Annotated in this window: 10 protein-coding genes; 5 read left to right on the top strand and 5 right to left on the bottom strand. The window is 36.8% G+C overall.

The genetic code is table 11. From position 1 onward, the window contains the following. The first annotated feature begins 8 nt into the window (after positions 1–8). The gene (locus QNJ66_RS02040) at positions 9–1,430 is read left to right on the top strand and encodes a hypothetical protein (protein WP_300502563.1); all 1,422 of its coding nucleotides are present in this window, start codon (positions 9–11) and stop codon (positions 1,428–1,430) included. 121 nt (positions 1,431–1,551) lie between these two features. Here the strand turns inward: QNJ66_RS02040 and QNJ66_RS02035 are convergent, their stop codons facing one another. From QNJ66_RS02035 to QNJ66_RS02015, 5 genes are all read right to left on the bottom strand, one after another. Then, positions 1,552–3,057: an Ig-like domain-containing protein gene (locus QNJ66_RS02035; RefSeq protein WP_300502561.1), complete on the bottom strand. Its 1,506-nt coding sequence runs from the start codon at positions 3,055–3,057 to the stop codon at positions 1,552–1,554. 41 nt (positions 3,058–3,098) lie between these two features. Continuing rightward, positions 3,099–3,920 carry a TIGR03943 family protein gene (locus QNJ66_RS02030; protein WP_300502560.1) on the bottom strand — a complete coding sequence of 274 codons (822 nt, stop codon included), beginning with the start codon at positions 3,918–3,920 and terminating at the stop codon, positions 3,099–3,101. A gap of 160 nt (positions 3,921–4,080) precedes the next feature. Beyond that, on the bottom strand, positions 4,081–5,118 hold the full coding sequence (locus QNJ66_RS02025; protein WP_300502558.1) for a permease: 1,038 nt from the start codon (positions 5,116–5,118) through the stop codon (positions 4,081–4,083). A 286-nt stretch (positions 5,119–5,404) separates the two neighbouring features. After that, positions 5,405–5,824: an SH3 domain-containing protein gene (locus QNJ66_RS02020; protein ID WP_300502556.1), complete on the bottom strand. Its 420-nt coding sequence runs from the start codon at positions 5,822–5,824 to the stop codon at positions 5,405–5,407. 296 nt (positions 5,825–6,120) lie between these two features. After that, positions 6,121–6,318, bottom strand: a complete 198-nt coding sequence (locus QNJ66_RS02015) for a hypothetical protein (RefSeq protein WP_300502555.1) — start codon at positions 6,316–6,318, stop codon at positions 6,121–6,123. A gap of 474 nt (positions 6,319–6,792) precedes the next feature. On the opposite strand from QNJ66_RS02015, the gene QNJ66_RS02010 reads away from it, so the two are divergent. The 4 genes from QNJ66_RS02010 to nblS all read left to right on the top strand — a co-directional run bounded on the left by QNJ66_RS02010 (position 6,793) and on the right by nblS (position 12,913). Next, positions 6,793–7,911 carry a sodium-dependent bicarbonate transport family permease gene (locus tag QNJ66_RS02010; protein ID WP_300502553.1) on the top strand — a complete coding sequence of 373 codons (1,119 nt, stop codon included), beginning with the start codon at positions 6,793–6,795 and terminating at the stop codon, positions 7,909–7,911. Between the two features lie 246 nt (positions 7,912–8,157). Further along, entirely contained in the window at positions 8,158–8,475 is a 318-nt protein-coding gene (locus QNJ66_RS02005; protein WP_300502552.1) for a hypothetical protein, read from the top strand. Positions 8,476–8,574: 99 nt separating this feature from the next. Continuing rightward, positions 8,575–10,674 carry a cation:proton antiporter gene (locus QNJ66_RS02000; RefSeq protein ID WP_300502550.1) on the top strand — a complete coding sequence of 700 codons (2,100 nt, stop codon included), beginning with the start codon at positions 8,575–8,577 and terminating at the stop codon, positions 10,672–10,674. Positions 10,675–10,876: 202 nt separating this feature from the next. Further along, on the top strand, positions 10,877–12,913 hold the full coding sequence (gene nblS / locus QNJ66_RS01995) for a two-component system sensor histidine kinase NblS (protein ID WP_300502548.1): 2,037 nt from the start codon (positions 10,877–10,879) through the stop codon (positions 12,911–12,913). The last annotated feature ends 116 nt before the right edge of the window (positions 12,914–13,029 follow it).

Below are 13,029 nucleotides of genomic sequence, written 5' to 3'. Positions count from 1 at the left end.
GGAATTTTATGGCTGAAATTATCTATTCCCCGCAAGTTTCTTTATATGCTTTTCATTTATTTAAAACTCCTAACCTTGGCAGTAAAGAGAAATTAAATGAAAAATTATTATGGGATAAATGTCACGACGTTATTTTTCCTCAATTTTATATCAAAGAAACACTAGATTTAAAAGAGAAGGAGCTTAATTGCAAAAAATTGAATCTGCTAAAGTCTAATGAGGCTGACTTACCTATAAATGCTAAAATTAATTATCAGAATGAAGCATTTGAGTTAGAGGGTTTCGTTTATCCTGTTCAACTTGATGATAGTTATGGTTTGAGTTTTTCTTTAGGATTTCCTAATCCAGATCTGCAAAAACTTGAGAATACCAGAATAAAAACTAGAACTTCAATTCTGAAAGAGTTTAATCCTAATTCCTGCTTATTACCAGATTCTATTGAGAGTAATTTAGGACAAACTTTAATAATTACAGCCTGGATAGATAAGGAACAACAAAGGTTAGGTCGTAAATATTTAAAACATTTAGCTGATGAATGCCTGGAAGCTTTTTTTATCGATAAAACGCAATGTCCTATATTTCACCTTGAAGGAGATTTATTAGGTAGTCCGATCTTTGAATATGGCTTAATTCAATCAAAAGAAAATTATCGTCATGTTTTAGTATGGCTATTTCAAGATCCTGCAACATTTGATAAGTTAGAGACTGCTTCCGATTTATTAGTTGACTTGCTTTTCTTTCGTAATAAAGTTATCAGAGAATTTCACAATAGTCGATATACTTATCAGGAAATTTATAAAGAATATGAAAATGTAGAGCAATCAGTTAATAAAATATTTACAGATATCTCTTCTGGCGATCTCCTTACTATTGATGATCTTAAATTACTTAAAAATGAGCTTAAAGAGCTAACGAAGCAAAGTGTTAAATATGCTCAACTTTTGCGAAAGTTAGAATTTCGCCGCAACAGTATTTTTATCCATACTGATAATTACAATACAACAATACAATTTATTCGAGAAGAACTAGAATTAAGTGAACCAAAAGCTTTAGCTTTTCTAGAACAATTCTCTAATGAATATTGCAAAACTTTTCAAGCACAAATTCAAGCCGATTTAAGCTATTTTGTCCAAGGAACCAGTTTATTAGAAAGAGCTATTGATTCCATTCGTGGTATTGTTGAGATAGATCAAGCCGAACGAGATCGTCAACTACAATCGAGCATTTCTTCTGCTGGTGCTGCAATAACAATTGGCGGAATAATTGCTTCTAGTTCGGGTCAAGTAACACCACAAAATCCCATATCCTTATCTGGAGAAAAAGTTCATCCATTCACCTGGTTTGTCTTGTTAAGTATTCTCGCCGCTTTTATATCAGGAGTAATTGGTTGGTATTTACCTAAATTATTCAAATATTGGAGTAAAAATTAGGTAATGTTGCAAAAATTGCCAAATAGTATAATAATACTATCTTTGTATAACTTTTTGGCTCACATCTTGTGCCATTTTGAAGAATGATATTAATTAAACTCAGCAACTGTGTGACAAATATTTAAGGTAGCCATTGAGGACGAAAACCAACTAAAGGCAACTCTTTTAAGTCTGGTTTACTATCAGGGTTATTGTTAATGGGAGGAATTAATAACCATAATTTTCCCCCTACGATCGCCTGACCAGAATTATTAGTTAAATTATCTTTTAAGCGAGGATCATCACTGGTTAAAACTTGGTCAAATAATAAGGCTAATCCATCAGGAGATAAACTAAGTTTGATGTCTTGATAATCGGATAATTTAGCTAAGGGCATAACTTCTCCTGATTTAATATCAAACTTAGCAAAATAGGGTTGTTCTCGATATTCTTCTCCTTCTAATAGTTCGGTAAGTAAACAATATAATTGATTTCCCGTAGGAGTAAATTGACAATCAACAATGGATCCTTCTGTGTTTAAAAGTTCTTTTTGAATGCCTTGATTATTAACATAGAATAATGATCTTGTGTAACGCAAATTCGCGTTATCTGTATTAAAATCAACCATCGCGGCTGAATTTCCTGTAGGAGAAAAATCCAATAATTGACCAAACTTAGGTAAAAAGTCTAAAGGTTCTGATTCCGGTTCTAATGGTAAAATTCCAATCCCTTCACCCCTAGCAACAGCTAATGCTTGATTATCAGGCGTGATTTCAAAATGACCACCTGTTACCTTTAACCTTTCTGGTTTTTCTCCTTTTCTAACTATCCATAAATCGAAGTCAGCCGGATTTTCTCGGTTAACTCTTTGAATAACAATAGTTTCACCATCAGCAGAAAGATCAAATTGATTATTTTGATAAGTTTCGTTATCTAAAATTTCTTCTATTTTACCAGGAGGATTATTTTTACTATCTTCCACTCCATTAATAACCCCAGTAGTAACCGTATAAAGTTTCAATTTTCGCAGTCCATCAATACCTAAACCTTCCTGATAAGCAGAAAATAAAATGCGATCGCCTTCGGGATAAAATTCAAAATTCATTACCACTAAATCAGGTGGTGTTAACATACGTTTATGTTGTTGGGTAATGTTATAAAAAACGAGTTTACCCTTTTCTTTCCCTTGAGTTCCTATGTAAGCTAAAGCGCGATCACGACTTTGAAATGTTCCTACAAAGGGTTCCATTTCTTGACCTTGTTGATTATTTTCCCGAAATTTTTCTTTTGCTTCGCTTAACTGAACCGTATAGGTTTGTCCATAAGCAACAGGAGCTTCTACTGTGTAAGCTAAACGACGGCCAGCCCAACTTACTTTACCAGGAAGAGGGGGATCAATAACTAAATTTTTCTCCACTGTTTCTTTGTCCATCGGACGATCAAAAGTCAAAATAAACGCCCGATCTTTATTACTAATAATTTGTTCTTGCCAACTAAACTTTTCAACTTGGGGACCTTTTCTTAAAAAACAATTTTCCCCACAAAGTTTATCCCCAATCATTAGACCAGCAATGAGGACACTAAACCCTCCAATTAATAATACAGAGAGTCTATCAATTGGTTCTTTTAATATAAGTTTATTCATCATTTTATATAGAGAAGTAATAACTGATAACTGATCACTGATAACTAATTAGAATACCCATAAGGATCATTAGGAGTCGGAATAGTCGTAATACTATTAGCCGATAACACTAACTGTCGTTTTTGCGCCCGTGTTTGTTGCATAGTTTGTCTATCAATAGTCAGGGTTTCCGTCATCATTTCCCCTTCTATTTGTAGCCAAGTATCGGGAGGATAATTACTACGATCTCGTTCTAACTTAACAGGAAGTCCCACCGGATAAGCATCCACAGCGCAACAGGTAATAATAAAACGACTCAATAAGATATAATTTTCAGGGAGTAAAGGAGAATGAACCACAAACCCCGTTATATTGGCTTTTTGATCTTTATAAGCATCCGGTTCGGGATAAGCATTAAGGGTTCTGATCCAGTCGATTAGCGATCTTTCTTCTGGTTTAATATTCAAGGCAAAGCTTTGAATTTCGCTTTGGGTGATGGGTAAAGTTCCTGAAATACCCCGTTGCAAAGCCATTTGACTATCAAAAATGGTCGGAGGAATAATAAAACCAGCGATCGCAGAAATAATCAAGAAACTACTACCCCATCCTGGGGGAAAAATAGTGATATGTTCCACGGTTTCCCCACTATTACCCTTTTGACGCAGGGTTTGAACCCATAACCAAGCTTTGATACCTGCCAAAATAATTAAGAGGATACCAGTGGCAAGAACCAGCAAATTATAGTTAGGGTGGATTAATAATCTTAGCTGACGGGTTACCCAATATTTGAAGAGTAGAACACCCCAAGCGAGAATAGCTAAGATATCTAAACCTGGTAAAAAAAGCTTTAGCTTAGGAGTAAGTTTCAATTTAGATAGTACATTCATCAAGATTATTTGACCTCTTTTATCAATGGATAATTGACAATTGATAATGAATTAATTCGGCCGAAAACCGATCCTTTACAGGAGAGATAAGAATTTAGAATTTAATATTTCCTTATTCTACACTCGACTTATCCATTCTCCATTACTTAAGACAGGTATTTCAGAGAAAGTAACTATGAAACAAAGCCAAGATAAAGGTTAACTGTCCGGCCAGTGCGAATAAATAAACTATCATTCTGGGTTGAAAAATTGAAAGCATTAAACCAACAGCTTTAATATCGATCATCGGCCCAAACACCAGAAATGCTAACAGAGAACTCGTGGTAAAAGTTGAGGCAAAAGATAAAGCAAAAAATGCATCTACTGTTGAACAAATAGAAACAATGGCCGCTAATAACATCATGGCCAGGATTGAACTAATGCTTCCCTGTCCCAAACTCAAAACAATCTCGCGAGGAACAAAGACTTGTAGACAAGCCGCGATCGCACTGCCTACAATTAACATCCCTCCTAATTCTCTCAGTTCTTGGGTAACATTTTCCAGAAATAATTTTAAACGTCCATTCAGAACCGATGATTGATCGGAACTCATGGTTAATGTTGCCACTGATGTTTCATCTAGTCGCATTGGACCTTTATCGCTTCCCAGTAAAAATGTCCCCGACTGTAATAACATCGACTCTTTTAAGCTTGGTTCTTGTTTTCTGGAACGGGCAAACTTGGGTTTACGGGATAACATGGTGATCCGTTTGGCCAATAAAGGTTGTAGCATGGGACGGGGATCTTTTTGTACACTGAAAATCCAACCAATAGCAATGGAGATGATCAAAGAGAAAAGAATGCGATAAAAAACAATTTCTGGTTGACCCCGAAACGCCACCCAGGTTGACCAAATTACAATCGGGTTAATTGTGGGGGCTGCTAATAAAAAACCGATAGCTGCTGAGTTGGGCAGTCCCTGTAGAAGAAACCGTCGCGCTACTGGCACATTTCCACACTCACACACCGGAAAAAGAAAACCGATACAACTACCGGCGATCGCCCCTAATAAGGGATTTTTAGGAATAGTTGCTATTAACTTTCCCTCATCTATGAAGAGGAGTAAGGCACTTGATAAGGATACCCCTAACAGCAAAAAGGGGAAAGCTTCCACCAGCAAACTGAGGAATAGAGTAAAGGCGTGGTGTAATTGTGTCATTATACGATTGCCCGATCAGGCTGGTATTGGTCTTATAGACGTAAGTTGGCTCAATAATGTTCTCAAAGATGAATAGGATTAAACAGGGATTACTTTATCATAAATTTGTAACATTCCCTTAATATAACCGATTTATCACTATCCACCACAGCAAAGATGACTTTTATCCTCTAAACCAAATAACTGAATTAGGTTTGAAATATAGTCAAAACCAATCCAGTAGTAAGCACCAGCGTACTGCTCTGGGGAGATGTCTTAATCTGAAATCTGCCTCAATCGCATCGCATTATTGAGGATCACCGCATACATAATCGGATCTAATCCATCCTTTCTTCCCTTCATATTCTGTAAACCACCACCAATAATTATCTTCAGAGTAATATCCACCATATAGTGGTATTACACTTCGATCGCTAATATTTCTTAATACTTGACTACTCGTATTAGCTTGTTGACGTAAATTAACATTTGAATTTGGATTCCATGTCCTCACTAAACCCTGGTCTAATTCACCACCAAAAATACCTGGAGGTAATTGGTTTCTTGGAAAGGGATTTATGGTTGATTCATAGGAAGGATAAGGATTTTTATCGGAAATTCCTAGACAAGGACCTTCTTGTGCAGAAGCGACTGGTGAAGAGGCTAAGGAAATACCAACTATCAAAGATGCTATAAACACTGCTTTAGCTTTTATAGTTAATAACATGATTATATTTTCCTAAATCATTATCTATATTTTATCAAATAATCTTAGCTGCAAAACCTGATCTTCTCGCCAATATAAATTCTTTAAAAGTGACTTTTTATTAAGATAAATTAAATAATCGTATTTTTATCTTGGAAAAAATTTTCTTGTCTTAATTCCGATAAATAATAATGAAAATACTATAAATATTTTCATTATCAAAATAAGGTGTCCTTCTCCTTAAGAACACCTTATGATTGTCGATACTGCAATAGTTTCATTGAGTTACTATGATCAAGAAAAAACATTAAAAATTACTAACTCATCGCAGCATGACAACGATCATAAGAACTACGGAAACCAGAACAGGGTTTACCTTGAATGGTAGTCCAATAATCTTTTTCAACATCAACACCAATTTCAGCGGCCGCGCGTCCTAACATAGATTGTTGACGATTTTTGACCATTTGATGATGACGCATCATTAACGCTCTTGCTTGTTGTTGGGTAGACATAATTTTTAAACTCCCATTGCTTATGGTGATTTCTTCTTTGGTTTATTTCACCCTCATTACTATTTATAACAAATAATTCTGTAACATTCGCTACAAAATATATTTTATCCATAAAACTTAATAATTTGTTTGGGATCATAAATAAAGGGAAGTTAATAGAGGAATAAATATTTATTTTTAGTTAACTATGGAAAATATAGTCAAGGAAACGAAAGGATAAACAACCATAATGTCATCAATCCTTAATTTTTTTCTTGAAACACGGTTAATTCAGTAAAGCCTATGACTTAGCTAGAAATCATAAGCTTAAATTATCAATTAAATAAAATAATACTTCTCAAATTTTTGGATTTTTTTGAGCTTTTATGGACAAAATGAGATAGAGTTAAATCAATGAGAAATAAAAGGGTAATTGATTTAACTCTATTCTGTTATCTCCTGACCCCTAAGAAATAATTAAGGAGAAATTACAATATGGATTTTTTATCTGATTTCGTGACGCTCTTTTTAGGCAAGTTGCAGTCCCCCACACTAGGCTTTCTAATTGGTGGGATGGTTGTTGCAGCCGTCAATAGTAGACTGCAAATTCCCGATGCTGTTTATAAGTTTATTGTCTTCATGCTGCTCATCAAAGTTGGCTTGAGCGGCGGTATTGCCATTCGTAATGCCAACCTTGCGGCGATGCTTTTGCCCGCCTTTTTAGCTGTGGTAACAGGGATATTAATAGTCTTCATCGGTCGCTACACCCTGGCCAAAATGCCGAAGGTCAAAACCCTAGATGCCATTGCCACATCAGGCTTATTTGGTGCGGTGAGTGGTTCTACCCTCGCTGCAGCCCTAACCCTAATGGAAACAGAAGGTATCGAATACGAAGCTTGGGCAGCAGCACTCTATCCCTTCATGGACATACCAGCACTCGTGACTGCTATCGTCTTAGCCAGTGTTTATTCCAGCAAGAAAAAGCAGCGCATTGCTGAAGAGGAGTATCGTAGCAAGCAGGAATTTTACGGCGAACAAGAATATTACGGAGAGCATAGCACTGCTAGCACTACTAGCATTACTGCACAGGGGTATCCTAAGCGCGAAAGCGAGAAGGTGAAAATATGGCCCATTATCAAGGAAAGTCTTCAGGGTTCAGCCCTATCCGCACTGCTACTTGGCCTCGCTCTAGGTTTGGTAACCGTGCCTGACAGCGTCTATGATAACTTCTTTGCTCCCCCCTTCCGTGGGTTACTTTCCATATTGATGCTGGTAATGGGAATGGAAGCCACTGCAAGGATTGGCGAGCTACGGAAAGTCGGTCAATGGTACGCCATCTATGCTTTTATAGCTCCGTTATTACATGGACTTATTGCCTTCGGTTTGGGACTGATTGCACACTATCTCACCGGATTTAGCCTTGGCGGAGTAGTAATCCTAGCCGTTATCGCCTCCTCTAGTTCCGACATCTCAGGTCCTCCCACTTTACGAGCGGGGATTCCTTCAGCTAACCCCTCCGCCTATATTGGTTCCTCCACAGCCGTCGGTACACCGGTTGCTCTGGCCATCGGAATACCGCTCTTTATCGGTCTGGCTCAGGCACTTGGCGGCTGATTTGGGAGGGGTCGCAGTGTGCCTGTGTTCCCCCAACCCAAAGACCAACGCGGCGGCTAGTGCCGCTACGCGGAAGTCAAAAGGCAAAAGGCAAAAGGCAAAAGGCAAAAGTATTGATTGGTAAGGGTTTGAGCCTTTGGAGACTGGTGGGTTATTTTCACCACGCTGCACTAGATAAGTGCCATAATACAGAATGCTGCCGTTTACTCAAATTTCTATTTAGTTTAATTAATACAGGTATCGAAAATGACTCAGCAAGCCACCAAACTCGTCATCGTTACGGAGAAGTTGCTCCTGAAAAAAATCGGCAAAATTATCGATGAAGCCGGGGCTACCGGTTACACAGTTGTAGACGCTGGCGGTAAAGGTAGTCGTAACGTGCGCTCCTCCGGACGACCCACTGTTTCCGACACCTACTCAAATATAAAGTTCGAGGTGCTTACTCCCAATCGTGATATGGCTGTAAAAATTTCGGATGAGGTAGCAGCGCGGTTTTTTGACGATTATTCCGGCATAGCCTATCTCTGTGACGTGATGGAGGTACTTCACGCACACAAATTCTGAACTCAAAAACAGCAGATTACTAATCCCCTGTTATACTGCGTAGCGGTTAATGGGGGAGTATGTCAAAATGATTAAAGTAATCAGCTAAGATTAACCTAAATGGAAAATTTGTTATCTCTTTTACGCAATAATCCTTTAGTTTCTTTTACAATCTTATTATTAGTTATTTTGACGTTACCGCCTATTTTTGAACGGTTACGTCTTCCTGGTTTAGTGGGGTTACTATTTGCTGGTGTTGTCTTAGGAAAAGATGGCTTATATCTGTTAGATGCTGATTCAGAGAGTATCGCATTATTTTCCGATATTGGTAAAATTTATCTCATGTTTGTGGCAGGTTTAGAGATAGATTTGGATGAATTTCGCAAAACAAAAGAACGCTCTTTAGTTTTTGGTAGTTTGACGTTCTTTTTGCCCCTATTAATGGGAACTTATGTTGGTATTCGTTTTGGTTATGGCTGGAATTCTTCTATTTTAATTGGTTCCCTTTTAGCTTCTCACACTTTGTTAGGTTTTCCTATTGTTCAACGCTTAGGAATGGTTAAGAATCAAGCTGTGATGGTTACTATTGGAGCAACTATTTTTACTGATATTGCTGCTTTGTTAGTGTTAGCTATTTGTGTTTCTATTCATAGTGGAGATTTTTCGGCGGTTAGTTTAGTTATTCAATTGGTTTCTTTGGGATTATATTCTGTTATTATTCTTTTTGGTTTTCGCTGGTTAGGGAAAGAATACTTTAGGCGCAGTGGTGATGAGGAAAGTAATCAGTTTTTATTTGTTTTATTAGCTGTTTTTCTAGCTGCTATAGGCGCACAATTAATCAATGTTGATAAAATTGTTGGGGCTTTTTTGGCTGGTTTAGCTGTAAATGATGTGGTAGGAAATGGTCCTGTTAAAGAGAAGGTAGAGTTTGTAGGAGGAACGTTATTTATTCCCTTCTTTTTTATAGGAATGGGACTATTGTTAGACATTCCAGCTTTTATTAAGACTATTGAATTTCAACTACCTTTAGTAATTGGTATTGTTGGTGGTTTGATAGTTGCTAAATTACTGGCTGCAACGGCTGCTAAGTTTATTTATCGTTATACTTGGGCTGAATCACTTACTATGTGGTCTTTGTCATTACCTCAAGTTGCTGCAACTTTAGCTGCGGCTTTAGCTGCTTATCAGGTTCAAAATTCAGCAGGGGAAAGATTGCTCAACGAAACTATTTTTAATAGCATTATTGTGTTAATGTTAATTACCTCTATTTTAGGACCAGTCTTAACAGCACAGTTCGCCACAAAATTGCCGTTACCAAAAACAAGAGAAAATGAAGAAGATAGAAGTATAGAAAATACCTTAGAAGAATGGTTGCCCCAATTACAAACTGAAACAAAGAATGATCATTTTACTGTAGTTATACCTATTTATAATCCCTATACTCAACGAGATTTGCTGGAAATGGGTTCTTTATTAGCTAAACAAGAATCAGGGATTATTGTTCCGGTTTGTATTGCTAATGCTGGTGTTCACATGGATGATCCACAAGTAGATGGAAACCTTAAACAAGGTCAAATATTATTGGAGCGAGCAATAGAAATTAGTCAAGAATTTGAAGTAGATGCTCAACCTATTATTCGTATTGATGATGACGTTGCTCAAGGAATTAGTCGCAGTGCAAAAGAAAAAAATGCTAACTTAATTATCATGGGATGGAGTGAAAATATCGGCTTAAAAGCGAGACTATTTGGAACAATTTTAGATACTGTATTTTGGTCGTCTCATTGTCCTGTTGCCGTAATGCGTTTGTTGGATAATCCTGTCAACTTAAACAGAATTTTAGTGCCGATCAAAAACTTAAGTAAAGTTACTTTAGAAACCATTAAATTTGCTCAACTACTTGCTGATTCTAACCAAGGAAAAATAACCCTCTTACATATCTGCGATCGCCAAACACCACAAGACCAAATTGCAGAATTTAAAACTAGCTTATTGCGGTTAATCACTGAATACAAATTATCAGAAAAATATCAAATAAAAATGATAATTCATGATGATCCTGCACAAGTAATTATTCGCGCTTCTCATCAGTTTGATTTGTTGATTTTAAGATCCTTTCGTCGTCGTACCGTAGGTGGTTTAGCCGTGAGTGATATTACTACAGAAGTTCTCAAAAAATTAAGTTGTTCTCTAGTCTTATTTGGACAACCTCATTCTTGAAGAAGGCAGGAGGCAGGGGGCAGAAGGCAGAAGGCAGAAGGATTAATTGGAGCTGCCTTTACTGAAAGCATCAAAAAATATATTGAAAGAATTGATTGGAGACTACCCTAGACATAGGGTAAGATGAGAACATAAAAGAGGGAGATTACGTCTCTCCTATGTGGCGATAATAAAAGCAAAAAAATCTTGAACTAAGTTAGCCTTGTTTCACCTCCTATCCCAAATTCAAGAGATTCTCAGACGTTGGTGGTCAGAATTCACCCTGCAAACCAAGTTAATGGCGGTTGCTACTCTGGCCGTCTCCTTATTTATGAGTGGTTTAACCTTTTGGGCAGTTAATACCATTCAGAGGGACGCGCAACTAAATGATACGCGCTTTGGTAGAGATTTGGGGTTATTACTCGCTTCTAATGTAGCCCCTCTGGTTGCTGAAGATAATTTAACAGAAGTTGCTCGTTTTTCCAGTCGTTTTTATCAAAGCACCTCCAGTATTCGTTACATCATTTACACTGATAACACAGGAAAAATTTTCTTTGGTATCCCCTATTCATCGGCTGAAGTTCAAAATTCCTTGACTATTGAACGTCGTTTACAACTGCCTACTTTTTCCTCCGACGACCATAGCTTACCCTCAGTTAGACAACATCAAAGTCCCAACGGGGAAGTAACGGATGTTTTCGTTCCTCTTAAACATGAAGGGCAAAATTTAGGGTTTTTAGCTATTGGTATTAATCCCAATGCAACAGTGGTTAATTCTTCTAATTTAACCCGTGATGTTACCATCGCTGTTTTTGTTGCTATTTGGGCTATGGTCATTTTAGGGGCAGTTTTTAATGCTTTAACGATTACTCTTCCTATTAAAGAATTATTAGTGGGGGTTAAAAATATTGCAGCTGGAAACTTTAAACAAAGAATTAATCTTCCCTTTGGTGGGGAATTAGGGGAATTAATTTTTAGTTTCAATGAAATGGCCAAACGTCTTGAACGCTATGAAGAGCAAAATATAGAGGAATTAACGGCAGAAAAAGCGAAATTAGATACCTTAGTTTCTACTATTGTTGATGGGGCAATTTTATTAGATGCTGATCTCAACTTATTGTTAGTTAATCCCACAGCAAGACGGATGTTTGTTTGGGATGGGAAAAATGTCATTGGTCAAAATATACTGGAACTTTTACCCTCAGAATTGACGGAGCAGTTACAACTTCCTTTAGAACAAATGATGCTGCAAAGTACGACTGTTTCTGATGAATTAGAATCCGATGAAACCTCGGAAAATCAAGCTTTACAACCCAGGATTAGCCCAGGAGAATATCGCATTAATATCAGCCAACCTATATCAAGAATTGTGCGAGTTTTGTTAACTCAAGTTTTTGATAAACAGAGAGAAACCCTGAAAGGAATAGTGATGACGGTACAAGATATTACCCGTGAAGTAGAATTAAACGAAGCTAAAAGTCAATTCATTAGCAATGTATCTCATGAGTTAAGAACCCCTTTATTTAACATTAAATCTTTTATAGAAACCCTCTCAGAATTTGGAGAAGACTTAACAGAAACAGAAAAAAAAGAATTTCTAGAAACTGCAAATCATGAAACTGATCGCCTGACTAGATTAGTTAATGATGTCTTAGATTTATCCCGTTTAGAATCTTCTAAAACCTATCATTTGAATGGGGTAGATATATCCCAATTAATCGAACAAACTCTAAGAAGTTATCAATTGAATGCCAAAGATAAGCAGTTAACTTTCAAGAAAGAAGTTGAATCAAATTTACCTTTAATCTTAGGACATTATGATTTATTGTTACAGGTAATGACTAATTTAGTTGGCAATGCTCTAAAGTTTACTACTTCTGGGGGGATAATTGTCATTCGTGCTTATTATTTTAAAACTAAATCAAAACAATTTAATGATAAATCTTGTGTTAGAGTAGAAATTTCTGATAGCGGTATTGGTATTGCCCCCGAAGATCAAGCGGCTATTTTTGATCGTTTTTTCCGTGTAGAAAATCGAGTTCATACCCTTGAAGGAACAGGTTTAGGACTATCAATTGTTAGAAATATTATTGATAAACATCATAGTCAAATTAATTTGATTAGTGAAGTGGGAATCGGTACAACATTTTGGTTTGAGTTAGCCCTTTATGAAGATAATTGTACTTCATCAGAAGGCTGTGCCAATCAAAAAATACTCCCTAGAACCGTCGATGTTCATCCTAATCGTTTACTGTTTTAGACTCCGCTATATAAAACTTACTCAAACTTACCCATCAAGTTTTTAGGCTCATGATAACTTGGTTTGAGTTTATTTTACTTCCTGCTTCATCCAAGGGAGTCGGCTCTGACTTGTCC

Origin of the sequence: Crocosphaera sp. (assembly GCF_030064895.1) — a bacterium.
Classification (GTDB): Bacteria; Cyanobacteriota; Cyanobacteriia; order Cyanobacteriales; family Microcystaceae; genus Crocosphaera.
Note: the sequence above shows the minus strand (reverse complement) of the source record. Positions and strands in the feature narration are given on the sequence as shown.

Bases quoted from the DNA above. Each gene is read 5' to 3' on its own strand.
- QNJ66_RS02010 (WP_300502553.1), top strand. From the start codon at position 6,793: ATGGATTTTTTATCTGATTTCGTGACGCTCTTTTTAGGCAAGTTGCAG.
- QNJ66_RS02020 (WP_300502556.1), bottom strand. From the start codon at position 5,824: ATGTTATTAACTATAAAAGCTAAAGCAGTGTTTATAGCATCTTTGATA.
- QNJ66_RS02015 (WP_300502555.1), bottom strand. From the start codon at position 6,318: ATGTCTACCCAACAACAAGCAAGAGCGTTAATGATGCGTCATCATCAA.
- QNJ66_RS02030 (WP_300502560.1), bottom strand. From the start codon at position 3,920: ATGAATGTACTATCTAAATTGAAACTTACTCCTAAGCTAAAGCTTTTT.
- QNJ66_RS02025 (WP_300502558.1), bottom strand. From the start codon at position 5,118: ATGACACAATTACACCACGCCTTTACTCTATTCCTCAGTTTGCTGGTG.
- QNJ66_RS02035 (WP_300502561.1), bottom strand. From the start codon at position 3,057: ATGATGAATAAACTTATATTAAAAGAACCAATTGATAGACTCTCTGTA.
- QNJ66_RS02005 (WP_300502552.1), top strand. From the start codon at position 8,158: ATGACTCAGCAAGCCACCAAACTCGTCATCGTTACGGAGAAGTTGCTC.
- QNJ66_RS02040 (WP_300502563.1), top strand. From the start codon at position 9: ATGGCTGAAATTATCTATTCCCCGCAAGTTTCTTTATATGCTTTTCAT.
- QNJ66_RS02000 (WP_300502550.1), top strand. From the start codon at position 8,575: ATGGAAAATTTGTTATCTCTTTTACGCAATAATCCTTTAGTTTCTTTT.